Source organism: Leucobacter chinensis (assembly GCF_019049105.1).
GTDB lineage: Bacteria > Actinomycetota > Actinomycetes > Actinomycetales > Microbacteriaceae > Leucobacter_A > Leucobacter_A chinensis.
The window spans coordinates 52,384-76,343 of sequence record NZ_JAHQZR010000017.1 but is presented as its reverse complement, the minus strand read 5'-3'; the positions used below and the strand labels follow the sequence as shown (position 1 = coordinate 76,343).

Here is a 23,960-nt window from a genome sequence, read left to right as displayed (position 1 = left end):
ATTAACCTTCCCAAACAGTGACAAGACCCTGACGGTATGCCGGGGTGAGTGACTCACAACAAGTTGACACCGAGCGCGTGTGGTCAAAAAGTGTCGATTTGCCTGGGGATTTCGACACTTTTTGACCACACGGTGACGTGGCACACCTGCACAGGGCTCCTGTGAACAAAACATCACGCAATTACGCTGATTTCAGTGCTCCCGTTGCTTCAAGGACTTTAAGCGTCGCTAGAACATGGCTGTCGCGATACTGTTTGCTTCGGGCAACTTCCCTCACCGTTGTGACGACTTCTGGCCCGCAGAACACCTGCAGAGCACGTCCACCGATGTGCTGGGTTGCTGCTCAAGCCCTGATACGTTCCTCATGACCACCGCCAGCGAACTTGCCGACGGAGAGCCGCGTCTTAACCTGATCCGGTTGATATCCGAAACGCTCGCAGGTACCGTGAAGAACTCCTTCGCGGATATCTGGTTGGTAACGGAGCCTACCGGACTTGGGAGACAGACCCTCTATGTGCATCTGCCAGTGGTATTGACTTGGCCTCAGCCGCGGCGCCTACGCTTTCTCCCAGCCTCAGCGTTACGCGGTGACGAGAATGAGCACTCCCCAGAGTTCTGTGGTGTGCGACCCAGAAAGGTCGCCCAGCCAGAGAACGAGGAGCTTCGAGACATGGCCTCAGCCTACGACCGGCGTTACCCCTGTATTAGGGAGGTTATTGAGAGCGTGAGTAGAAGACGCCGGCGTCGTCGTCGCCGAGCATGAGGCGTTCGGCGCCCGTTTCGTAGGAGGCGCCCGAGAGCGAGTCTTCGAAGGTGGGAGCGATCGCGGGGCAGTAGGCGGCATAGCCCGCGGGAGCGTGTTTCTCATCGTGCAGGCCGATATCGAAGCAGCCGAGGAAGAGCCCGTTTTTGCCTGAGACCTTCATGGTGAAGGTGGTGCCCTCGTGCGTGAGCGTGGGGTAATCGATCGCGAGGCAGTCGCCCTCGCCGCTGCACCAGGTGCCAGACGACTCTTCGATCGCGGGGTCGGCGGAATCGGTGGGGGCCTCGTCGCCCCACGGCATGACGACGCTGATCACACCGCACTCCTTGCTGATGCGGCTCGCGGTCTCGCTCCAGGTGAGCGCGAGGCCTTTTTCGGTCGGGGTCCACGCGGCGACCCATTCGTCGAAGTCTGGTTCGAGTTCGGCACAGGCCTGCCAGTTATCGGCGGCTTGCAACTCGTGAAGCACCTTCTTGTGAGGCACTCTGTCGCGGAGGTTCACGATGTCTGCGAGCTCGGGGGTTTTCTCGCTCCCGTCGGTTGCGACGACGACCGAGAACACCTCGTGAGACGGCAACGATTCGACGATCTCTGCGGTGAAGTGCATGGTGGCGCCCGCATACGTTTCGTAGGTGCCGTGGTCAGGGGTCGTGATGCTGACGGGAAGGGCGCAGGCGGTCGAATCTTCACAGTTCAACTCTTCGACGCTATAGGCGCTTGCCCAGGTTCTGAGGTCGGCAAAGTAGCCTTCGAGCACGTCATCGACCTGCTCCTTCAACGCGTCAGAGATAGCGTCTGTTGTTCCATTGAGTTCGGGGCGCTCAAGAGTCACCTCGAGTGTGAAGCGCTCGCCGTCGCGGTCGCGCCCCTCGTACTGCACCCACTGCTGCCTGATCTCGACGACCGGGTTACCCTGCACCGGCCCGTGGGCCTGCTCTGGTTCAGACTCAACAACGGGGGCGGCCTCGTTCGCTTGGCAGCCGGTGAGCAGGAGGGTCGCGGCGGCGATGAAGCCGAAAGCGGTGACGAATGGGCGGCGCATCCCTGTCCTTTCTGCGGTCGGTGCAGAAAGGACTTCTGCACGGTTTGTTCATGACGACTGTAACCGAATATGGGACAGGAGCGAGAACTTGGCCTCATTATGTCGGCGCCTGAACAGCACCTATTCGGCGATCAAGACCCGCACCTCGTGGTGAATAGGCGTGTTCACCGAGCGTGCGATGAAGCAGTAGTCGGCGACACGACTATGCAGTTGCTCGGCGAGAGCAGGGTCACTGTCGCTCGTGATGGTCACGACGGGGTGCAGCGTGACGCTCTCGAACTGGCCTGCCCCCGTTGCCTCTTCGAGCATGACGCCTGTTGGCTGATCTTCATATGCAGTGACGGTCACGCCCGCATTCGCTGCGAGCCCGAGGTACCAGAGCATGTGGCACTGTGCGATCGACGCGATGAACAACTGCTCGGGGTTCCACCGTGTCGGGTCACCCCTGAACGCAGGGTCTGACGACGCTGCAATGGTGGGCAGCCCCGCAGCATCAATGTTGTGGTTGCGGGAGTAGCCGCGAATGGTCTTTGTTCCCCCGCCGGTGTTGCCGGTCCAGTGAACGGCAATGGCGTAGTCGTGTGTTGTGGTCATGATGGCTCCTTAGATGGTGAAGAAGGCAGTATTGTCGAGGCCGCGCTCGCCGCCGCTCTCGCGGTCGAGCAGGGATTGCTTGATGTGGGTGCCCCAGGCGAAGCCACCGAGTGATCCGTCGGTGCGCAGCACGCGGTGGCAGGGAACAAAGAGCCCGGCAGCGTTGCGCGCGCAGATCGCTGCGGCGGCCCGAACTGCGCTCGGGCGCTCGAGCAGTTCGGCAAACTCGGCGTAGCTCACGGGCTGACCTGGCCCGACCTGGCGCAGCGTGCTCCACCCGAGGTGCTGCAGTTCGGTTCCGTGCTGCAAGACCTCGACCGACGCGAGCCGTGAAGGCTCGCCGTCGTAGTAGGCGACGACGGCTTCAGCCGCGGGGGTCGCGCTCGTGACGAGAGAATCGGGGCGGATCCGCCGATTGATTCTCTCGGCAAGCCCAGCCGCGTCGCTCGTCCATCCCGAGGCGAGCACCTGGGCGTTCTCGGTTGCAATGATCGTGAAGGGACCGTCGGGGGTTGCAATAGTGTGGGCGATGGCTTTGGTGTGTGTGGTCATGAGCGTTCTTTCGGGGTGGGGGAGACGGTGGGGGTGAGCGCTGCTCGCCAGAGGTGTGCGCTCAGGTAGCTGCGCCAGGGAGCAAAGCGCGTTGCCCACTCGGCGAGTGGCTTGGCCTCGCTTGCGAGCCCCGCACGTTTTGCCCCGGCTCGGAGTGCGCTGTCGCCAGGCAAGAAGACATCTGGATCGCCGATCGTGCGCATGCGCACGTAATCGGCTGTCCACGGGCCGATGCCGGGGCGTTCGAGCAGGGTGCGTCGTTGTTCGGTCGCATCGTCGGCCGAGGTGAGGCTAAGAGAGCCATCGGCGAGGGCCGCGGCGGTAGCCGTGATGGCTTGAATGCGAGCCTTCGGGCCGCGGAGCACCTCGTGCCCATGCTCGGCGATGGTTGCCATGCTGGGAAAGAGGAGGCGCTGCTCGCTCGTTGCGCCCTCGACCGGCTGCCCGAGAGCGGTCACGAGCGAGGTGAGCATCGTTCGGGCCGAGACAACCGTGATTTGCTGACCGACCATCGCTCTGATGAGCATCTCGTGCGCGTCTGCGGCACCGGGAACACGGATGCCCGGTGTGCGCGCCACGAGCGGTGCGAGCGCTTCGTGGCGCGAAAGCATGGTGTCGATCGCGTTGGGGTCGGCGTCGAGGTCGAAGAGACGGCGCACCCGCGCCACGAGGAGGCCGAGGTTAGAAAGCTCGGTGACCTGTGCGCGTAGGCGCACTCGGTCGCCCCGTTTCGGGTCTTCGCGAAGCTCGAACCAGGCCGGGCCCCCGGGGAGCGTGAGGGCGCGGGAGAACGAGGTTTCGTCTGCTGCCTCCATGCCCGGAACAGCGCGGGCTGCCATCCAGTCAAAGATGCCACGAAGGTCAAAGGGTTCGCGTGCGGGGAGCACGAGGTCGATGGCCCCCGCGGCGGTGGCTGGGCCGCGGCGATGGTGCCGAAGCTCGGTCGGGGTCATGCCAAAGACCTCTTGAATCGTGTCGTTGCACTGTCGAATGCTACCGAAGCCCGACGAAAAGGCGATCTCTGCGACAGTGAGCTGGGTGCCTGTGAGAAGGAGTCTCGCGGTGTGCGCTCTGTGCGAGCGGGCAAGAGCCAGCGGCCCAGCACCGAGTTCTGCGGTGAGGAGTCGGTTGAGGTGGCGGGAGGAATAGCCGAGTTGCGCTGCGAGCGCCTGCACGCCCTCGCGTTCAACGACACCATCGGCAATGAGTCGCATGGCGCGCCTCGCGGTGTCGCTGCGAAGGTTCCACTCGGGGGAGCCGGGTGCGGCCTCTGGCAGGCAGCGCTTACACGCACGGTAACCGGCCTCGTGGGCAGCGGCGCTGGTGAGATAGAACGTGACGTTTGAAGGTTTCGGGGTGCGAGCCGGGCATGAGGGGCGGCAGTAGATTCCGGTTGAACGTACCGCGGTAATGAACTGACCATCGAAACGACGATCGCGCGAGGCGACGGCGTTATAGCGCTCATCGAAGGTGGTCGGTGCCTGGGTCATGGGTTTAGCTTGCCACGACGAGATGTGTGACGCTCGCGGGAATCGGACATGGCGGTGGGGGGGGGGGCGGGTAGAAGCTAATCACGCCTGTCGTGAGGGGCAAAGTTTGTAGCAACTTGGTTATCGGGAAACCTGGGACCGCATTCTAAAGGTAGACTGTCGGCTGGGGGATACTCCCATGACTGTGACATAGCCGGCATCACGGCATGCGTTTTGCAGGCGACATTGAGGGGAATACGTGAAGACAATATCTAGACGACTTGGCGGCGATCGCCGTTTGGCTATGCGGGCAGGTCTTGGCATCGCGCTGACCGGTCTCTTGCTCGGAGGAGCGGCGTTCTCGGCCCAAGCAGTTCAGGGCGCTCCCGGCGTTGAAGGACATGCTGCCGAGGAAGACACTGAAACGCTGGTTGATCTGAGAGCCGCTGACCCTCTTCGTGAGGCAGTGAGTGATGAATTATCAGTTCGCATTCCGTTGCTCGTCGAGCCGGGAAACCCAGACAGCCCCGAGCGCACTGACGTCACACCGCTTGAAATCGCGGTGAGCGCAGATGGTAAATTTGCGTACAGCAGTCGAAATGGGCTGAGAACCCACGATATTTTCATTTTCGACCTCGAGAAGAGCATGCACGTTGAGACGCGTGAGGCGCCTATTGACTCGTACTCGGGCGGTCAGCTGAGGGCTGCGAAGCATGCCGATGTGCTCGCATATATCGATGGATCGCCGGCTGGTGTCTATGAGGTCATCGTACTCGACACGAAAACCAATGCTGAGATAGCCCGACACACTCTGCCTGGAAGCTACGGACACCGTGTTGAAATCAGTGATGACGGCAAATCGTTCTTTATGCTCGATTACGCTAGCAAAATATCAACGCTCCGCAAGATCGATCTGCGCACCGGTGAGATTACCGAGGGTCCAGAATTCCCGTATTTGCCGAATGGTGCCCTCGCTATCAGCCCAGATGGTTCGACCATCGCCGTGGGGCTTGGCGGTGACAACGCAAACGGCAACCTCACACTTGTTGATACCGAGACACTTCAGACGACTGCTGGACCCTACACGAATGACAAAATTTGGCAGTTTGAGCAAATGACGTTTGACAGCGCCGGAACCTCCCTCTACACCACGGCGTACACGAGAACCGTTGCGAAGTTGAGCCAAGGCGATGGCCAAAACCTGAGTCGCATTACCGTTGGCAACGGGCTCGCAAGCCTCTTGCCGGTACCAGACCGTGATCGTGCGTGGGCAGCTTCAAGCCGGGAAGACTTGGTGGTCGTTGCTGACTTTGAGAAGGGCGTTCGTTCAGCAAGCTACCGTGAAGTTCTAGGCGGTCCCTATGCAATGCAGCAGACGGTGAACGGTGATCTCGTGGTGTCAAACGGCGGGGGCAACACGCCGGAATCGAGTATTTCTGTGTTACTTGCCCCTGAAGTGACCTCGCAGCCGGTTGACGCTGAGATCTCGACTCTCGGCGAGAGCGTGCAATTTGAAGCGAGCCTGAACGGTGTGAAAGCCGATCTCGATAGCGGTGTGACGTGGCAGTCTTCGGCTGACGGTGAGACGTGGAATGATCTTGAGGAGCATACGACGACGCTGCAGCTGACTGCTGATGCTGAGGCGGTGGCTTTGCAGTATCGCATGAGTTATACCGATGAGTTCTGGGGCCAGACGGGTGCTACAGATGTAGTGCGCATTGTTGGTGTGCAGCCGGTGATTACGTCTGCGCCGCTTGAGGTGAAGGCGAAGGTTGGTGAGTCGCTTGATCCGGTGACCGTGACGGCTACTGCGCAGCCAGGCTATGTCTGGTCGGTTGAGGGGTTGCCCGCAGGGCTTTCGGTCGATGCTGAGACTGGGGTGTTGAGTGGAACCGCGACCGAGGCGGGTACTTTTACCTTTACTGTGAAGGTGACTGATGTGTTTGGCTCGGCATCGCAGGAGGGCACGATCACTGTGGTTGCCGAGGATAGTGACGGCGATGGCGACAGTGATGCTGGTGAGACTGACAGTGACGCCGGTGAGACGGACGCTGACGCTGACACTGATGCTGGTGAGACCGACAGCGATGCCGGTGAGACCGACGGCGACAGTGATGCCGGTGAGACGGACGCTGACACGGACACTGATGCCGGTGAGACGGACGCTGACAGTGATGCCGGTGAGACGGACGCTGACAGTGATGCCGGTGAGACGGACGCTGACACTGATGCCGGTGACACTGATACTGACACTGATGCCGGTGACACTGATGCTGGTGACACTGATGCCGGCACTGACACTGATGCTGGTGACACTGACAATGCCACTGATGCCAACGTTGATGCCGGTGGTGATAGCGACGCCGCGACGAACGGCGATAGCGACAGCAGCGGTTCAGATTCAGGCTCAGATACCGACAGCGGTGCGGCGAGTGATACCGACAGCAACACCGACGCCGATGGTAACGGTGATGGCGGGAAAGATCCGCTGCCGAATACCGGTTCTGAGGGCATGGTGATGGTCGCGATCGCCGCGGTTATCGCGCTTGGGGCTGGCGTGGCCGTCGTGATCGCGCGACGTCGAAGCATGACCGAGAACTGAGCCGTGTAATAGCGACAGGAACGGTCTAGATGAGGGACGGGTGTTTCGGCGCCCGTCCCTCAACTGCGTCTCCGGTACAGCACAGCAGATTCATAAGGTGCGGGGTTACTCTCACAGTATGAGCACACCAGCACCGGTTTCACGCCGACCACTGTCGCTTGATGATGAGGTCACGATTACCCCGAACGAGCTTCGTCTCGTAGGTGATGAACTGCAACGTTTCATGCTTGAATACCGCTTCGCGATGCAAGAGATAGAGACAAAACTTGCGATCTTGCGCGAAGAATTCGTGCACATGCACGAGTACAACCCGATCGAGCATGTATCGAGCCGCTTGAAGAGCCCGGAGAGCCTCATCTCGAAGGTTGAACGGCGGGGAGTGGCGCCGACCCGCGAAGCGATCCGCCAAGAAATTCAAGATATTGCCGGGGTACGGGTCACCTGCTCGTTCATTCGCGACGTCTACCGGCTCTATGACCTGCTCACGAAGCAAGACGACATCACCGTGGTCGAGGTCGAAGACTACATCGCGCAGCCCAAAGAGAACGGCTACAAGAGCCTGCACGCGATCCTGTCAGTGCCCGTGTACCTCTCGAGTGGGCGCGTTGACGTTCCGGTAGAGGTGCAGTTTCGTACGATCGCGATGGACTTCTGGGCGAGCCTTGAGCACAAAATTTATTACAAATACCAGCGACAGGTGCCTGGCCAGTTACTCGCCGAACTGAAAAATGCTGCTGAGATCGCTGCAGAGCTCGACACCCGCATGCAGAGCCTGCACGTGCAGATGCACGGTGAACCGCCTGCGACCTCACCCATCAATCTCGAAGAAATTCGCGAGGTGCGCGACCGCATACGGCGAGCGTAACCCGCGCCAGACATGCGTGTGCCCGAAACGGTAGGAGAAGAACCGTTTCGGGCACACTGCCGGGGCGAGAGAGCTTACTTCTCCCAACCCACGTTCTCGACGGGGGTTACCCCGAAGAGGTCGAGGCCCGTGTAAGGCTCAGGTGTGAGGTTTGCAAGACCCTCTTTTACAACCGCGATTTCAGGGCCGTTGTAGAGGGGGATGATGCCCCAGGTCTCTTTCATGATCTCAGATTCGAGATCCATAGCCGCTGCGGTCTGCTCTTCGGCGTCGGTCACTGAAGCGACCTCCTTGGCGATGCGCTCGTCGATCTCGGCGGTGCCCGTGCTCGAGAGGTTCAGGCCCGAGTCAGAGCAGTAGATCTGGCAGAACCAGGCTGCACCAAAGGGGTCTCCCGAGGTGAATCGCAGCGACGAAACGTCCCAGTTCTTCGAGGTGATGTCATCTCCGAATGCCTGTGAGGGTCGAACGTCGACTTTGAGGTCGAAGCCGACCTCTTTCAGAGTGGCCTGCATAGCCTGCGCGAGGCTCGCCAGTGTGCTCGAGTCTGACCAGATAGGGTAGACCGCTTCGAGGCGAACGCCGTCTTTCTCGCGAATACCGTCAGAACCCGGCTCCCAGCCAGCCTCATCGAGCAGCTTCTTCGCGGCCTCGGGGTCGTACGAGTAGCCTGCTTCAGCGAGCGCATCTTTGTACCCGGGCTGGAAACTGTAAAGAGTGAACGAGCCGGCGTCGGGCTCGGAGTAGCCGAGACCCTGCCAAGCGATTTCCTTCTGCTGGTCGCGGTTGACCGACTTGAAGAATGCCTCGCGTACCTTGACGTCTTCGAACTGAGGGCGCTCAGCGTTGAGCTGCAGCAGGGTGTTCGCTGTCTGCTGGGCTCGGTAGGTCACGGTTCCCTCGACGTTCTCAACCTGTGAGAGCTCGTTCTGAGCGTTCGCGGCTACTTGATCGATCTCACCGTTCTTAAACGCGTTGATTGCGGCGCTTGACTCGAGCTGGCGAAAGGTCACCTTGTCGAGTAACGGCTTATCGCCCCACCACTCTTCGTTCGGTACGAACTCAACGAGGCCTGACTTCGTGTCGAAGGTCTCGATCTTGTATGGGCCCGCGCCGAGCTCGGGACGGGGGTCGTTGATGAAGCTCTCATTGAAATCATCGGGCGTCGAGACTTTCGGGTGAATGATCGACATGAACGGCATCTCTGGCCAAGCGAACTCACCGTCGTAAGTGACGATCGCGGTCTTCGGGGTGTCACCCTGCTCGACCGATTTGATGCCCTGGTAGCCGTCAATCGCGTTCGGGTTGAAGCCCTCGTCGTACGAGCGCTGTGTCTTCCACGTTGCCTCGATGGCCGTCCAATCCATGTCGGTGCCGTCGTTCCAGTGCGCTTCGTCGGTGAAGGTGAACGTGATTTGTGTGTTGCCGTCGACGACCTCGTGCTCCCAGACGTCAAGGTAGGCGTCGTTCTTGTAGGGGGTGCCGTCTGGCTCCATGAGAATCACCTGCGGGCGAAACCATGCTGCGAGACGAGCCGTGTAGGCGTTTGCATCGCTGTTTGCATCGTTCATCTGCGTGGGCAGGGTGGCGAGCGGGAATCGAACCTCGCCGCCCTCCTGCAGGTTCTCACGGGGCTGGGGGTTGTAGTCGGCCTCTTTCACCTCGGTCGCCGGCTTGTCACCGGGCTTATCGTCTCCCGACGCGCACGCCGAGAGCGCAAGCGCCGCTGCAGCGGTGAGCGCGAGGGCGCCGATGAGTGGTTGTTTCTTTCTCATGATGCTCCTTGTGGGTTGGTGACGGTTCGAGCTGGGCGCTCTGCTTCGTCGGTGGAACTCTGTTTCGCTCCCGGTTACGGGGCGAGCGTCGTGGCAGCTGCTGCTCTTGCAAGGCGTCGCTCCCGTTCGACCTTGGGATCGGGAATAGGAATCGCTGCGAGCAGTGACTTGGTGTAAGGGTGTTGGGGTCGGTCGAATACATCGTCGACCTCGCCCTGCTCGACGAACTCGCCGTGGTACATGACCGCGACCCTGTCGGCGATGTGACGCACGACTGAAAGGTCGTGTGCAACGAAGAGATACGAGAGCCCTAGTTTTGCTTTGAGCTCGTTGAGGAGGTTCAGCACGCCGGCCTGAATCGACACGTCGAGGGCCGAGACAGGTTCGTCAAGCACGATGATGCGAGGCTCGGTTGACAGTGCGCGGGCGATACCGATGCGCTGGCGTTGCCCGCCCGAGAATGCGGCTGGAAAACGGTCGATGTGCGCTGGGTTGAGCCCGACGAGCTCCATGAGCTCGCTGACCCGAACGTGGGCATCGTCTTTGCTCATCCCGTTGGCGACCAAGGGCTCGGCAATGACGTCGGCGATGGTCATGCGCGGATCGAGCGAGCCCATCGGGTCTTGGAAGACGATCTGAATGTCTCTCCTGAGTTTGCGCTCTGCGGCACGGCTTCGCACGTCGGCGACGTTGGTGCCCGCGATGATGACCTCGCCTGGCTCCTGTGGTGCGAAATCCATCACCTCGAGAAGTGTCGTCGTTTTGCCCGAGCCTGACTCGCCGACGATCGCGACAGTTTCGCCCTCGTGCACGTCGAAGCTCACGTTCTTGACCGCGTGCACCTCGCCGACCTTGCGTTTGACGAGCGCCCCCTTGAGCATCGGAAAGGTTTTGCAGAGCCCGCGTACCTCAAGCGTCTTGGGACGTTGGTCGCGGGGGAGCGCCTCGACGGGGTTGTCGAGGGGCTCTGGAACGGGGTAGACGGGGGCGCCGTCGATCGTTCCTGTACCGCTGATCTCGTCGGAGCGCAGACATGCGGCGAGGTGCGTTTCGCTCGCGACCGGAACGAGCGGGGGCTCCTCGACACGGCAGGCGGCCTGAGCGATGGGGCAGCGGTCGGCGAAGGGGCAGCCGGGTGGCAGATTAATGAGAATGGGTGGGTTGCCCTTGATCGGCACGAGCGGCTGGTCAGAGGACTGATCGACGCGGGGAATCGCGCCGAGGAGGCCGATCGTGTACGGCATCTTGGGGCGCGAGAACAGCTCATCGACCGGCGCATGCTCGACGGGGCGTCCCGCGTACATGACGAGCACATCGTCGGCGGTTCTTGCGACCACGCCCATGTCGTGCGTGATCATGATGAGGGCCGCGCCGGTCGTCTCCTGCGCCGTTTGCATGAGGTCGAGAATTTGCGCCTGAATGGTCACATCGAGGGCGGTCGTCGGTTCGTCAGCGATGATGAGCTTCGGGTTGTTGGCCATGGCGATCGCGATGACGACGCGTTGGCGCATACCACCGGAGAACTCGTGCGGAAACGCTTTCATGCGACTCTGCGGGTCAGTGATGCCCACGAGCCGCAGCAGCTCTTCTGCTCGGCGTACGGCCTCGCGCTTACCAAGACGCTGATGCGTCGTGAGGGCCTCGATGAGTTGGTCTCCGATCGTGTAGACCGGGGTGAGTGAGGTGAGCGGGTCTTGAAAGACCATCGAGATACCGTTACCGCGCACGATCGAGAGCTGTTTGTCGCTCAGCGAGAGCAACTCGCGGCCCTCGAACATGACCGATCCGCTCACGCTCGCGTTCTCGTCGAGCAGTCCCATGATTGCGAGTGCGGTGACTGATTTACCCGAGCCTGACTCGCCAACAATACTGAGAGTTTTGCCGGCTTCGAGGTCGAAACTGACACCGCGTACGGCGTCGACACGACCTGCCTCAGAGGGGAACGAAACCGTGAGGTTCTGGACTGAAAGGGTTGGGGCGGTCATGCGCGGCCTCCTGCGGCAGAGGTTGGGTCAAACGCGTCGCGAAGCCCGTCGGCGATCAGGGCCATTGACACAGTGAGAAGGGTGAGGGCTAAGGCTGGGAAGGCAAAGAGCCAGGGCGCATTCGTGATGCTGCCTGCACCGTCGCCAATGAGCGAGCCGAGCGAGACATCGGGGAGCTTCACGCCGAAGCCGATGAACGAGAGTCCGGTCTCGGTCATGACGGCACTGACGACGCCGAGGGTGAAGTTCACAACGAGCAACGAGCCGATGTTGGGTAACAAGTGCCGCACGACGACACGAACGCCGCCAACGCCCATGTACCTGGCCGCACGTACGTACTCGCGTTCACGGAGTGAGAGAGACATGGTCCAGATGATGCGCGCCGGGAGGTACCAGCCTACGAGAATCATGATGAGCGAGATGACTCGCCAGTCGCCGCCAGAAGCGTTCGAGAGAATCGACAGCAACAAGAAGGTGGGAATCACCATGAGGAAGTGGATCACGAGCAGCGTGGTTCGTTCGATGACCCCACCGAAGTAGGCCGCAATCGTGCCGACAAATGCTGAGAGAACGGTTGTGCCGATCGAGACCGAGAGCGCGATCATGAGTGAACGCTGGAGCCCCGTTGCGACCTGGGCGAAGGTGTCGTGCCCGCCAACGCTCGTGCCGAACCAGTGGTTGGCGCTCGGTGGTGAGGTGAGCGCGAGAAAATCCATGTCGGTGTGGCTGTATGGGCTGATGAGTGGACCCGCGATCGCGAAGAGCACGATGAGTACGAACACGCCGAGCCCCGCGATGGCTGGCTTATTGCGTGCGAAACGGCGGGTATAGAGGCGCAGGTTCGAGGTACGGCCTCTCGGCACGTCAGGCGACGCGACGTTGGCTTTGGTCATTGGAGTCATCATGGTTAGCTCACCCGCACTCTCGGATCTAGGATGACGACGGCGATGTCGGCGAGCAGGGCGCCAATCGCGGTGAGTAACGCGCCGAAGGCGGCGATTGCAACCGTGCCGTGAATATCGTTGTTAGCAATGGTGTCGAGAAAGTAGCTGCCCATGCCGTTCCAGCCGAAGATCTTCTCGCTAATCACAGCGCCCGTGAACACCGTGGGAATTGTGAAAGCAACCTGCGTCGCCACCGGGATGAGTGAGGTGCGAAGCGCGTGGCGGCGGATAGCCTGCGGCTTCGTGAGGCCCTTCGCTCTGGCGGTGCGCACGTAATCAGCACTGATGTTGTCGAGCAGCAGCGAGCGCTGTAAGAAGTGGATCGAGGCGTACTGCACGAGCACGAGAGCGATCGTTGGTAGCGCGAGGTGCTGCAGGGTGTCTATGAGTATGGGGAAGAAGCCCGTTACCCCCGTACTTGACGATCCCGTTACGAAGAAGATGCGTGTGCCTGCCGCGTCGTTGATGCCGATGCCGAGCATCACGACGGCGAAGGCCGCGACGACGATGGGCACGTTCATGGCGATGATCGAAACTGCCTGGCCGAGGCGGTCGGCGAACTTGTACTGGCGAGATGCAGTGAACACACCCAGACCGATGCCGATGAGCGTCGCGAGAATCGTTGCGCCAAGCACGAGTTCGGCGCTCACCCAGATGCGGTACGAAACCTCTTCATTGACGGACTGCCCGACTGGGCTCACGCCCCAGTCCCAGCGTGTGACGATTCCCACGAGCCAGTTCCACCACCGCTCCCACAGCGGCACGGTGTCACTCAGGTTACGTGGCAACAGCTGGTTGACGATCTGTTCTTCGGTCGCGGGAGGGCGGCGCCCGATGAAGTTGTTGCGAGGGTCAAGAAAGCCCCAGGCAAGAAAATAGGTGAGGTTGGTTGCCACGAAAATAAGGGCGAGCCATCCGAAAAATCTACGGAGGAGATACCTGGTCAATCTGTTCCTCTTGGGTCAGCGTCGTTGCATGATCGCTCGCCGGTGGGTGCTGGCGAGTGTGCACAAAAGAGGAGCGGCTGGGTAAGCCGAGACCTGCAAAAGTGCTCGTAAATTCACCCAAACATACATCCCGCGGTGAGTGTTTTTTGTTACCCGGTTGTTGCGAAAGGGTAAGGGATCTCACAAATGAACAGCGTGTTCAAATAGTAGATTTTGGTGAAACAAGCGAAATTCCAGACGAAGGATTACATTACGTCTTGGGAGGCCGTAGACGCGGCCCGCGAGTACCTTCTGCAGAAGCGAACGTCACTCCGTGCGCCAAAGCAGCGTGGCTTCTCGTCGAGTGCTACTTCATTTTGGGCTTCGGCAGGTGCCAGCCCATCTTGTATGAGGTGAGGCGCAGCCCAGTTGCCAAGACGCCGCCTACCACCGAGGCCATCACGAGGTAGCCGGTAAACCACGCGATGGTCATTGCCACAGTTGCGCCGAGAATCGCCGATACGGCGTAGAGCTCACGCGTGAGCACTCCAGGAATATCGTTGACGAGTACGTCGCGAATGACGCCGCCACCGATCGCGGCAACGGTGCCGATAAAGACGCTCGTGAGTGGATCGAAGCCTTCCGAGACCCCAACGGCGGCGCCGTAGGCTGCGAAGACGCCGAGGCCGAATGCGTCAGAGATGATCTCTGCGCGGCGGATGCGCGCGAGCCCTGGGTGAAAGAAGAACACGAACAGCGAGCCGGCAATCGCGGTGCCCCAGTAAGGCCAGTGTATAAACGCAACCGGTGGGTGTACGCCAATGATGAGGTCACGAATGATGCCGCCGCCGATACCGGTCGCGGTACCCACCACGAGAATTCCGAGTAGGTCGAGATTTCGGCGCACGCCAACGAGGCCGCCAGATATGGCGAACGCAAGAATGCCGAAGATCCACAGGGCTTCGAAGATGATTTCACTGGTCTCTGTCACGTAAATATTCTACGAGGTCGTCAGCGGCTCTTCTCCTCTGTGACAGACATTGCAAGAGGGCCACGAAACCCTGCGAGTGATCAGGAACGAGTGCTAGGTTAGTCGCGTGAATTATCGAGAGCTGTACGCACAGCGTCAGGAGGTCGTCGGCGAAGCACTAGCCGACGGCGATTAGCGCGACAACGAGGCCGCATCAAGCGAGATGCTTGAGGGCGGCCACCGAATCGAACCCTCACGCAGTACAACCGGGGGCTTACTTGGCGTGCGTTTCGCAACGGACGTTCGGGCCCCAGAAAGTTTCTCATGCAACCACTCACAGAAACACTCATTCGTTCATCGTTTGTGAACGCCTCGCGCAAAGAAGTCAAAGACGTCTCGCTGAGCCCATCCTTCGAGACGCTCAGCGACACCGACTGGCAACAACTCGACTACCTTGGTTGGCGCGACCCGAAGTTTGCTCGCAGAGCATACGTTGTCGTGCCGAGGATTGATGCGGGGGAGCCGCCGATCGGGGTCATGCTCAAACAGGCCGAGGCTTCGCCACGGTCACGCGCCATGTGCAACTGGTGTCAGGACGTGCGGCTGCCCAACGAGGTGGTGTTCTGGGCCGCGAAGCGTGTTGGCGACGCCGGGCGCAGGGGAAACACCGTCGGAACCCTCATCTGCCGCGATTTTCAGTGCTCGAAAAACGTACGCAATGATCCGCCTCCCGCATATGAGGGGTATGACGTTGTCGCGGCTCGTGAACTGCGCATCGAAAACCTGCGCCTACGAGCAGACGGCTTTGCTGAGATGCTCGTGACCGGGCGATAGAGCCTGCCGTGGGGCGTGCGCCAGCGAAGGGTGGCGTGCGCCCCACAAGGGTGATCGCTTAGCGACGTGATTTGCGGTAGCCGTCGATTGCGCCGGTACCGGCAGCGATGGCTCCGAAGAGCACTGCGCCGATGGGCCAAATGACCCAGGCGATATGCCAGGCGTGGCCGATGAAACCCCACGCGAGAAAAATGGCGGTAAGGAGTGGCCAGTAGAACGACGCGATGACCCCGGTGATGCTGTGCTCTGCTTCTTCGAGATCGGACGTACGCGCATACTCGGTTCCGCGACTGAGGGTCTCGGCGACGGTGTGGGCCCACGCGGCAGGAAGGAGCACGGCCAGCCCTGCAGCGACGAAACAGAGCAGTGCTGCGACGGCGAGAATGACCCAGAAGCTCTTCTCAGGTGATTCCTCGATGAGTAGGGCTGCGGCAATGACGGGAGTTGGCGAGAGGATCCACAGTGAAATCGCGATCTGGAGGGCTCTGATGCGCCCGTTCTCGTGCTCTTTGGCGAGGCTCTGGGCCCAGGCCGCCACCTCATGGTTGGGTGCGAAAGCATGCTCTCTGACGCGCCGGTAGGGTTCGGTCTCGCGTGAGGTCGTGACGAGGGTGATCACGCCAATTGCGACGAGCGCAAGGAGTATGAGGATGCCGACGAAGGTGGCCGTGCTGGGTGAGAGCCCCGTAATCATGTTGGTTTCGGAGGCCACGGGGAGTGTGATGATGGCAATTGGCGAGAGCACGAAGAACGCGATAGCTGCACTCACCCGAAAGCGGATGGCTTTCTGAGCCTGCGCATACCCCTTTGCTTCGTCGAGGGTGATTGGCGTGTTGCGTGGGGCGGCGGGGTGCGTTGCTTGGTCTTGAGTGTTCGAGCTAGGCGCGCTCGGGCTAACGCTCGCTCCGATGTCAGTGGTGATGCCAAGTACTGGGGCAAGCTCTTCGAGGTTGCCAAAGTCACGAATGACCTGGCCGACGGCCTCGTTCTCAGAATGTCCTTGACCGATGAAGCCTGTGTAGGCATCTTCCATCATGGCGCGGAGTTCGAGCTTAGCCTCGAGGAGCCGCGGGGTCTGCGGGTAGGCGCTAAACATGGTCTCGAGATAAGCAATGATGACGTTCACTGTGGGGCTCCTTCAATGAATGTGTCGACGACGATTTTGGTGCTTTGCCACTCGGCGACCTTGAGCGCATAGTGCGAGAGGCCCGACTCGGTGAGCTGGTAATAGGTGCGTGGTTTTCCGCTCGGTGAGAGGCCTGGCGACGAGCTTACGAAGCCAGACGTTTCGAGTCGTTTCACCGCTGAATAGAGCGTGGTTTGTTTGATGGTGTACATCTCGCCGCTCATCGCAGTGATGCGCTGGGCTAACTCGTATGCGTACGAAGGGCCTGAGCGGAGGAGCGAGAGAACCATGAGGTCGACGTAGCCGCGAATGGCATCTGCGCTGATCATGGGTACTCCTTTCTTTGCATCATGCTACTGCAAACATACTATGTCAGAAGTAGTACGTCAAACATAGCTTTTTCGTAAATGTTTGAATTGTCTATACTTTTCAGACAATGGGTGTTACTGTCGCATTGGCAGATACCGCGCTACGGGAGAGACGATGAACGCTTTGCACTACGACGACATACGACGCATTGACTACCGGGGGCAGCTGCGGCCTGATTTTTCGACACTCCCAAGAGCAGAACTGAGCGTTGAAGACGCTGCAGAGGCTGTGCGCCCGGTGTGCGACGATGTGCGCGAGCGCGGCGGTAGCGCGGTTCGTGAAATCACCAAACGCTTCGATGGGGTTGACGTGCCTCGAACGAGGGTGCCAGCCGCGGCGCTCGCCGAGGCGCTTGAAACCCTTGAGCCTGCGGTACGTGAAGCGTTAGCCGAGGCAGTGCGGCGTGCCAGGGTTGTGCACGAGGCACAGCGGCGCACCGACGTGACGGTGCAAGTTGCCGACGGGGCCACCGTGACCGAACGTTGGGTCGCGGTTGACCGCGTCGGGCTCTACGTGCCGGGGGGCCTCACCGCATACCCCAGCAGTGTCGTCATGAACGTGATACCCGCGCAGGTTGCGGGGGTGCGCTCGCTCACCGTCGCCTCACCACCGCAACACGATACGGGGCTGCCGCATCCCGTCGTTCTTGCAGCGTGCGCATTGCTCGGCATCGACGAGGTTCATGCTGTTGGCGGAGCCCAGGCTATTGCAGCCTTCGCCTACGGAACCGACGAGATCGATCCGGTTGACCTTGTGACCGGCCCCGGCAACGTTTATGTCGCGGCCGCCAAACGTCTCTTGAAGGGTGTTATTGGCATCGACTCAGAGGCAGGGCCAACCGAGATTGCCGTGCTTGCCGACGCATCAGCCAATGCAGAACACGTCGCGGCAGACCTGCTGTCGCAGGCAGAGCATGATCCGCGGGCTGCTGCGTTGCTTGTGACCGACTCTGAAGAGCTCGCTGAAGCGGTTGCGCATGAAATGGTTCGCCAAGCGCAAACGGCCGAAAACCGTGACCGCATCGTTGTCGCCCTGCGCGATCAGTCAGCACTCGTGCTCGTCGACTCGATTGAAGAGGGGCTCGCCGCGGTGAACCACTGGGCGCCTGAGCACCTCGAAGTCATTACGCGTAACGCAGAGCGTGACGCAGCGCGGGTACGGAACGCAGGCGCTATTTTCATTGGCCCGTACTCACCCGTGAGTCTCGGCGATTACCTCGCCGGGTCAAATCACGTCTTGCCTACCGGAGGCACGGCTCGGCATAGCTCAGGGCTTTCAGTGCAGAGCTTTGTGAAGGGCATTCATGTGGTGAACTACGATCAGCGAGCCCTCACAGAGGTTGCCGACCACATTGCGGCCATTGGTGGTGCCGAGAAGCTGCATGCACACGTGGCTGCGGTACAGGTGCGACTCGAAGGAGGGGCAGTATGAGTCAGGTATTGCCTCCCCTTCAGGAGCGACTGCAGGGCAAAGAACCGTATGGTGCCCCGCAAATTGATGTTCCTGTGAGGCTCAATACGAACGAGAGCCCCTTTGAGCTCAGCGACGCACTCGTCGCCGATATTGCGACAGCCGTTGCGTCGGCCGCACGCGGTGCAAACCGCTACCCCGATCGCGACGCAACGCTCTTGCGTGAACGTCTTGCGGGTTACCTTGCCGAAACGACGGGAGTGTCTCTGCCTGTATCGAGCCTCTGGGCGGCGAACGGTTCGAACGAGGTGTTGCAACAGTTGCTTATGGCCTTTGCCGGCCCCGGCCGCACTGTGCTCGGTTTTGAGCCGAGCTATTCAATGCACCGAACACTCGTTGAAGCAACTGGTGCCCGGTATGAGGCCATCGACCGCGGCCCTGAATTTGATATCTCACTGGGTGATGCATTCACCGCGATTGAACGCGTGAAGCCCTCGGTTATCTTCTTGTGCACACCGAATAACCCCACCGGTGGGTCTCTCGAACCTGAGATGGTGCTTGCGATTCATGACGCGACAGATGCGCTCATCGTGCTCGATGAGGCCTATGTTGAGTTTTCGCACACACCATCGCTCCTGCCGCTCATCGAGTCGCGACCGCGCCTCGTGGTGTCGCGCACTATGTCGAAGGCATTCGGGTTGGCTGGGGCACGGGTCGGTTACCTTGCAGCTGACCCCAGGGTTATCGAGGCAGTGTTGCTCACGAGGCTTCCGTACCACCTCTCGTCAATAACCCAGGCGGTTGCACTTGCCGCGCTTGAACACCGTGCTTCGCTCCTTGCTGGCGTTGAAGCCGTCAAGGTGCAGCGCGATCGCATCGTTCAAACCCTGCGGGAACGAGGAGTGCAGGTCGCCGACAGCGACGCAAACTTCGTGCTCTTTCGAGCTCCAGGGGGTGACGGCCAGGCGGTATGGCAGCAGTTGCTCGAGCGCGGCGTGCTGATTCGCGATGTCGGGCTGGGCGGTCACCTGAGGGTCACTGCGGGAACCGAACGCGAGACCACCCGGTTTCTTGAGGCGCTCGACGAGGTTACAAACATCACCGTGGCAGGGGCTCAGCAATGAGCCACGCAGTACCCGGCCTCAAGCGAACCCCGCTCCACGAGCATCTCTACACGCAACTCAGCGAACAGATCACGAGCGGGCGGTTTGCGGAGGGCGAACAGCTGCCCCCAGAGCTTGAACTCGCGAGCCAGTATGGCGTGAGCCGGGGCACTGTTCGTCAAGCGATCGCGCGACTCTCGGCTGAGGGGCTCGTTGAACGTACCGCGGGCAGAGGCACCTTCGTGTCTTCAAAGCGGCTCGTATACGCAGCTCGGGAACTTCTTGGCTTCTCGGCACAGATTCGTGCAAGTGGAAGGGTACCGAGTTCGCGGGTTATCGCGGTCGAGGTGGTTGACGCGAGTGAGCAAGGGCACGGCACCGTTTTCGGTGACCTCGTGCAGCAGCTACTCTCAATCACTCGAGTGAGGCAGGCTGACGGTGAGCCCATTGCCCTCGAACACCTCCTCTTGCCGTTCCCAAGATTTGCTGGTTTGCGAGACCTCAATCTCGAGGACCGGTCGATCTATGACACGCTCGAAGCGGTGTTTGGGGTGCAGCTTTCACTGGGTGAATTCTCACTTGATATCGCCGATTTAGACGAGCTTCAAGCGTCGCTGCTTGGTGAGACGCAGCACAGTGCAGCCTTCGCAATGAGCGGGTGCGTGCGCGATCAACTCGGTCTCGCGGTTGTCTCGGTTCGTTCCTTGTATCGGCGTGATCACTTCTCGTTCACATTCTCAACGCCGCGCGATGCGCACCAATCGTTGCAGTATGCGCAGCCAAGACTCGTTATTGCGCCTGTCGACTAGCGTCTCTGGGAGAAAACAGGGCGCAAGCTTTGCTACGTTCGTCGTTCAATCTGATAAATACCTGTGAGTGTATTACTCTCATATAGTCGCAATTTGGCTTGAATAGAGACTCTTGAGCACCCTGTTTCCGAGAAAAAAGTGGGAAACTCGCTGCTAGTATGTGCGATGTGATGGGAGACCAAGGGGAATTGGAAGAGCAGCCTATCTCAGACCAAGAGCTTTGCGACACTATTCGTCGCGGAGAAGCGTGGCCACTCGCCACACTCTGGCAGAGATACCACGGCATGGCTCTCTCTTGGGCGCGCCGTAAAGATCCAGTTCACGCCGAAGATGCTGTAGCTGATGCCTTTGACGCGGTTTATCAGAGTCTCCTGCAAGGCAAAGGGCCCACCGATTCGTTTGGAGGGTACTTATACAAGACGATCAACTCGCAGCTCGGGCGTTACTGGGAAACAGGTAAACGAGAAGGCGCTCCGCACGACGAAGAACGCTTCGATCCGCTTCTTGTCGCTGGTGATGAGCAGCTTTCAGAAGCCGAGCAGCGTAGTGCGGCGCTCGCGGCGCTCGAAGACTTGCCGCTGCGTTGGAAGCGAGTGATTCTCGAAGTTGATGTTGCCGGAAGGCCGGTGCAAGAGGTCGCTCTTGACCTCGATATGTCACCGAACTCGACCTCGGTTCTGCTGAAGCGGGCCAGGGAAGGGCTCAAGAAGTCGTGGCTCACGAAGATGCACCCGCCACGCGGTCTCGACGCCGATTGCGCAGCGTGCGTGGCCGACTTCAACGAGATTCGATGGGGGCGCAAGAAGAGCAAGCGTCGCGCCGAAGCCGAGATGCACCTCCACAGTTGCACCAAGTGCAACACGCGTTGGAAGAGCTTTGCCGAACAGGCAAGCATCATTGGCATGGTGAGTGCGGGTGTGTTGACCCTCGACAAAGCCGGGCGACGCAAGGCAGCAATTGCGTCGGCGATCGCGGTGACCGTGACCGTCGCCGGTGCCGTCGCTGTCGTCGCCGGAGTGGTGGGGCCGCTCGGCGGAGACACAGTGATCGAGCCGAAGAAACCTGTGTCGGTGGCCGAGACCCCTGACAAACCTTCGGCTGGTGAAGCTAAACAGGGCTCGACTGACCGTCACACCGGTGCTGGTGAGCAGCGGCCCGGAGGTGACGAAGATCAGGGCAGCGGGGAACCCGGAGCTTCTGCACCTGAGAACGGCGAGTCAACGACTCCGGGCCAGACAGTCGAGCGGCAACCAAATACGGGCGGATCGACGGGCCAGGATCAGGTGCTAGAAACACCCTTTGGCTACACAGAGTTCACGAACCAGGCCGAGGTCAACGTGAACGACCTCGATCTCGATGGCAACGGTAAGCCGGGTGCCGAAACGAATGAGGTGCGAACCCGTTGGGGGTCGGCGAGCTTTCTCAAAGTCGATGCCGAACACCCCGGTAAGGGCTTGGAAGGGGCCGAATTTCGAGTGCTCTCCAGCGAAAAAACTGTCGACTGTCGGCTCGACGACGACCTCACCCTGGTAACGATCGACGGTGGCTCGGAATATCGTGTTCGCTCCGATAAGAACGGTCTGATTGAGGTACCGGGGTTATGGGTTGGTGACGACGAACTCAATGGTGGTACCTACTCGAACGGTCTGTCGCAGCGCTGCTATGTGCTCGAAGAGGTTATCGCGCCGAAGGGCTATCAGCTTCCTGAAGGCAATTCAGCGCGAACTGAGATGATCATTGGACAAACTTCGGCCGAAACCGGAGGTGCACCGAAAACGATTACCAACGTTGCCAAGCCCGGCTTCTTGTCGATGACCGGAAGTACGGGGCTGTGGATCACGCTCGCTTGTGGCTTGTTGCTTGTTTCCGCGGGTGGCGTTTTCGTGACGAAGAGGCAGCGAAAGAACTCGGCGTAAAACGCCGAGAGAAGTAATTTTGAACACTCGTGACGCGGTTCGAAAAAATATTTTTTCCGAACCGCGTCACATTTGTTTCACCCCGCTCTCTTAATTGTCGAAGGGCTTTGCTCAAGAAGCTCTGAGATGGAAAAGGGGAGAGCAGTGGGGGCTGTATTGGCTGCTGGGAATACCAGGAAACATGCCGTGGCATCTCACGTTCTTTTCTCAACCGTTTGGGCACGTCGAGAACCTCGAATCGTGCTCTCTGTTTGAGCAAACTTGGGGGATTTCTTTGCCCCGAAAACCAAGGTCACCGAGGTGTTGGTGGTTGAGAAAGGAATGGATTGATGGCTGGTATGGGTGTGGGGCGCGGTTTGCGTCGTGGTTTGGCGGTGACTGCGGTTGCTGCGGTTGGTGCGGCTGGGTTGTTTGCGGGGGCTTCGGCTGCGCAGGCGGTCGAGATTAAACCTGATTTGCAGGGTTCGTTGACGGTGCATAAGTATGAGAACCCGGGTCAGGGTGAGATGCATCCTGATGGTTCGGGTACGAAGCCTTCGTCGAACCCGATTGATGGGGTGGTGTTTGAGTACTGCCCGATCGAGAGTGTTGATTTGTTTGATGGCACGAACGAGGGCTGGGATGCGTTAACGGTTCTGGGGAAGAATGCTGACGCGTTGAAGGGTGCCCGTTCGGGGCAGACGCTGGGTTCGTACTCGTTGGGTGAGTGCCATGAGCTTCCCGCGACGGTTGATGGTGTTGCGTCAAGTGGTGCCATTGATTTGGGTGCGTACCTGGTTCGTGAGACGAAGGTTCCTGAAAAGGTGACGAAGAAGTCAGAACCGTTTATCGTGACGATCCCGACGCCCGCGACGGGTGAGAAGGGTGATGGTGCGTCGTGGGTGTATGACGTGAATGTGTACCCGAAGAACGATGTGGGCGATAAGCCTTCGAAGACGATTCAGAATCAGCCCGAGAACGGGTTCGTGGTGGGTGCTGATGTTGATTACCGGGTGTCGCAGGTACTTCCCGCGGTGACTGATGATCAGTACACGAAGCTTGTGGTGACCGATACGCTTGATGCCCGTTTGAAGGGTGAGGGTATCCCGGTAGTGCAGGTGAACGGGGTAACGGTGACGACTGGGTACACGGCTGCGTGGACGGTTGATGGTGAGGGCCGGTCAGTGTTGACGGTCTCGTTTGATGAGGCGGGTCTTGCCGGGCTGAAAACGGGTGACACGGTGACGGTTGATTTTGTTGCGGTTGTGGAGTCGTTGGGTGATGGTGAGATCGCGAACCAGGCGTTTGTGAATGTGAATGATCTTGATCTTGATGGTGACGGGAAGCCGGGTACTCCGACTGATGAGGTGTGGACTCGTTGGGGTGGTCTGAAGTTGCAGAAGATTGATGCTGGTAAGGCTGGTAAGGGTCTTGAAGGGGCTGAGTTTAAGCTTCTGATCAGTGAGGTTGCTTCGGGGTGTGTTGCTGATAAGAGCCTGCCTGCGGTGACTGGTGCTGATGGGAAGGAACTGAAGCTGGTTTCTGGTGCTGATGGCACGATCACGGTTCCTGGGTTGTGGATTGGTGATGACGAGCTTCAGGGTGGCACGATGACGAATGGTTTGAAGGAGCGTTGCTACGTGCTTGTTGAGACGAAGGCTCCTGCCGGGTTTGTGTTGCCTGATGCTGATGGGGCTCGTACCGAGGTTGTTGTGAAGCCTGGTGCGGTGACGGAGTTTTCTGCGAAGGTGAAGAACGTTCAGCAGGAGGTGCCTGAGTTGCCGATGACTGGTGGTGCTGGTCAGGTGTTGTTGGTTGTTGGTGGTCTTGCGTTGGTGGTGGTTGCTGCTGGTTCGGTGATGATCACACGCCGCAAAAACACGGCCGCGTAGTCACAGCGACTCGTTGAGTGTGAAGGGTGCCCGCG

19 protein-coding genes are annotated in these 23,960 nt (G+C 59.9%); 8 read left to right on the top strand and 11 right to left on the bottom strand.

What is annotated here, in order from left to right:
- Positions 1-713 precede the first annotated feature (713 nt).
- From KTJ78_RS13115 to KTJ78_RS13100, 4 genes are all read right to left on the bottom strand, one after another.
- Positions 714-1,805 carry a hypothetical protein gene (locus tag KTJ78_RS13115; protein ID WP_217136568.1) on the bottom strand — a complete coding sequence of 364 codons (1,092 nt, stop codon included), beginning with the start codon at positions 1,803-1,805 and terminating at the stop codon, positions 714-716.
- A gap of 120 nt (positions 1,806-1,925) precedes the next feature.
- Complete coding sequence (locus tag KTJ78_RS13110; protein WP_217136565.1) at positions 1,926-2,399, bottom strand: OsmC family protein; 474 nt, start codon at positions 2,397-2,399, stop codon at positions 1,926-1,928.
- A 9-nt stretch (positions 2,400-2,408) separates the two neighbouring features.
- Entirely contained in the window at positions 2,409-2,951 is a 543-nt protein-coding gene (locus KTJ78_RS13105) for a methylated-DNA--[protein]-cysteine S-methyltransferase (protein WP_217136563.1), read from the bottom strand.
- Positions 2,948-4,441, bottom strand: a complete 1,494-nt coding sequence (locus KTJ78_RS13100) for an AlkA N-terminal domain-containing protein (protein WP_217136561.1) — start codon at positions 4,439-4,441, stop codon at positions 2,948-2,950. Before KTJ78_RS13100 ends, KTJ78_RS13105 begins: the two co-directional genes overlap by 4 nt.
- A gap of 238 nt (positions 4,442-4,679) precedes the next feature.
- On the opposite strand from KTJ78_RS13100, the gene KTJ78_RS14030 reads away from it, so the two are divergent.
- Both KTJ78_RS14030 and KTJ78_RS13090 read left to right on the top strand, forming a co-directional pair.
- Positions 4,680-7,022, top strand: coding sequence for a putative Ig domain-containing protein (locus tag KTJ78_RS14030; RefSeq protein ID WP_217136559.1), 2,343 nt, complete (start codon positions 4,680-4,682; stop codon positions 7,020-7,022).
- Between the two features lie 118 nt (positions 7,023-7,140).
- Positions 7,141-7,887, top strand: coding sequence for a GTP pyrophosphokinase (locus KTJ78_RS13090; RefSeq protein WP_217136557.1), 747 nt, complete (start codon positions 7,141-7,143; stop codon positions 7,885-7,887).
- 74 nt (positions 7,888-7,961) lie between these two features.
- Here KTJ78_RS13090 and KTJ78_RS13085 read toward each other — a convergent pair whose 3' ends face one another.
- The 5 genes from KTJ78_RS13085 to KTJ78_RS13065 form a co-directional block, all read right to left on the bottom strand.
- Positions 7,962-9,662, bottom strand: a complete 1,701-nt coding sequence (locus tag KTJ78_RS13085) for an ABC transporter family substrate-binding protein (RefSeq protein WP_217136555.1) — start codon at positions 9,660-9,662, stop codon at positions 7,962-7,964.
- Between the two features lie 74 nt (positions 9,663-9,736).
- Complete coding sequence (locus tag KTJ78_RS13080; RefSeq protein WP_217136553.1) at positions 9,737-11,647, bottom strand: ABC transporter ATP-binding protein; 1,911 nt, start codon at positions 11,645-11,647, stop codon at positions 9,737-9,739.
- Positions 11,644-12,540 carry an ABC transporter permease gene (locus KTJ78_RS13075; RefSeq protein ID WP_254259699.1) on the bottom strand — a complete coding sequence of 299 codons (897 nt, stop codon included), beginning with the start codon at positions 12,538-12,540 and terminating at the stop codon, positions 11,644-11,646. The genes KTJ78_RS13080 and KTJ78_RS13075 overlap by 4 nt, the downstream gene beginning before the upstream one ends.
- 14 nt (positions 12,541-12,554) lie before the next feature.
- Positions 12,555-13,487, bottom strand: coding sequence for an ABC transporter permease (locus KTJ78_RS13070; protein WP_369808104.1), 933 nt, complete (start codon positions 13,485-13,487; stop codon positions 12,555-12,557).
- 397 nt (positions 13,488-13,884) lie between these two features.
- The gene (locus KTJ78_RS13065; RefSeq protein ID WP_217136541.1) at positions 13,885-14,508 is read right to left on the bottom strand and encodes a trimeric intracellular cation channel family protein; all 624 of its coding nucleotides are present in this window, start codon (positions 14,506-14,508) and stop codon (positions 13,885-13,887) included.
- A gap of 303 nt (positions 14,509-14,811) precedes the next feature.
- Here KTJ78_RS13065 and KTJ78_RS13060 point away from each other — a divergent pair, with 303 nt between their 5' ends.
- A complete protein-coding gene (locus KTJ78_RS13060; RefSeq protein ID WP_217136539.1) occupies positions 14,812-15,321 on the top strand; it encodes an FBP domain-containing protein in 510 nt (169 codons plus the stop codon).
- A gap of 58 nt (positions 15,322-15,379) precedes the next feature.
- On the opposite strand, the gene KTJ78_RS13055 is transcribed toward KTJ78_RS13060, so the two are convergent.
- Positions 15,380-16,447 carry a permease prefix domain 1-containing protein gene (locus KTJ78_RS13055; RefSeq protein ID WP_217136537.1) on the bottom strand — a complete coding sequence of 356 codons (1,068 nt, stop codon included), beginning with the start codon at positions 16,445-16,447 and terminating at the stop codon, positions 15,380-15,382.
- On the bottom strand, positions 16,444-16,776 hold the full coding sequence (locus tag KTJ78_RS13050) for a PadR family transcriptional regulator (protein WP_217136536.1): 333 nt from the start codon (positions 16,774-16,776) through the stop codon (positions 16,444-16,446). The genes KTJ78_RS13055 and KTJ78_RS13050 overlap by 4 nt, the downstream gene beginning before the upstream one ends.
- 154 nt (positions 16,777-16,930) lie before the next feature.
- Here KTJ78_RS13050 and hisD point away from each other — a divergent pair, with 154 nt between their 5' ends.
- The 5 genes from hisD to KTJ78_RS13025 all read left to right on the top strand — a co-directional run bounded on the left by hisD (position 16,931) and on the right by KTJ78_RS13025 (position 23,925).
- Positions 16,931-18,247 carry a histidinol dehydrogenase gene (gene hisD / locus KTJ78_RS13045; RefSeq protein ID WP_217136534.1) on the top strand — a complete coding sequence of 439 codons (1,317 nt, stop codon included), beginning with the start codon at positions 16,931-16,933 and terminating at the stop codon, positions 18,245-18,247.
- Positions 18,244-19,350: a histidinol-phosphate transaminase gene (locus tag KTJ78_RS13040; RefSeq protein WP_217136532.1), complete on the top strand. Its 1,107-nt coding sequence runs from the start codon at positions 18,244-18,246 to the stop codon at positions 19,348-19,350. Before hisD ends, KTJ78_RS13040 begins: the two co-directional genes overlap by 4 nt.
- Positions 19,347-20,138 carry a GntR family transcriptional regulator gene (locus KTJ78_RS13035; protein ID WP_217136530.1) on the top strand — a complete coding sequence of 264 codons (792 nt, stop codon included), beginning with the start codon at positions 19,347-19,349 and terminating at the stop codon, positions 20,136-20,138. The genes KTJ78_RS13040 and KTJ78_RS13035 overlap by 4 nt, the downstream gene beginning before the upstream one ends.
- A 158-nt stretch (positions 20,139-20,296) precedes the next feature.
- Complete coding sequence (locus KTJ78_RS13030; protein ID WP_369808103.1) at positions 20,297-22,054, top strand: sigma-70 family RNA polymerase sigma factor; 1,758 nt, start codon at positions 20,297-20,299, stop codon at positions 22,052-22,054.
- Between the two features lie 329 nt (positions 22,055-22,383).
- Positions 22,384-23,925, top strand: coding sequence for a SpaH/EbpB family LPXTG-anchored major pilin (locus tag KTJ78_RS13025; protein WP_217136527.1), 1,542 nt, complete (start codon positions 22,384-22,386; stop codon positions 23,923-23,925).
- The last annotated feature ends 35 nt before the right edge of the window (positions 23,926-23,960 follow it).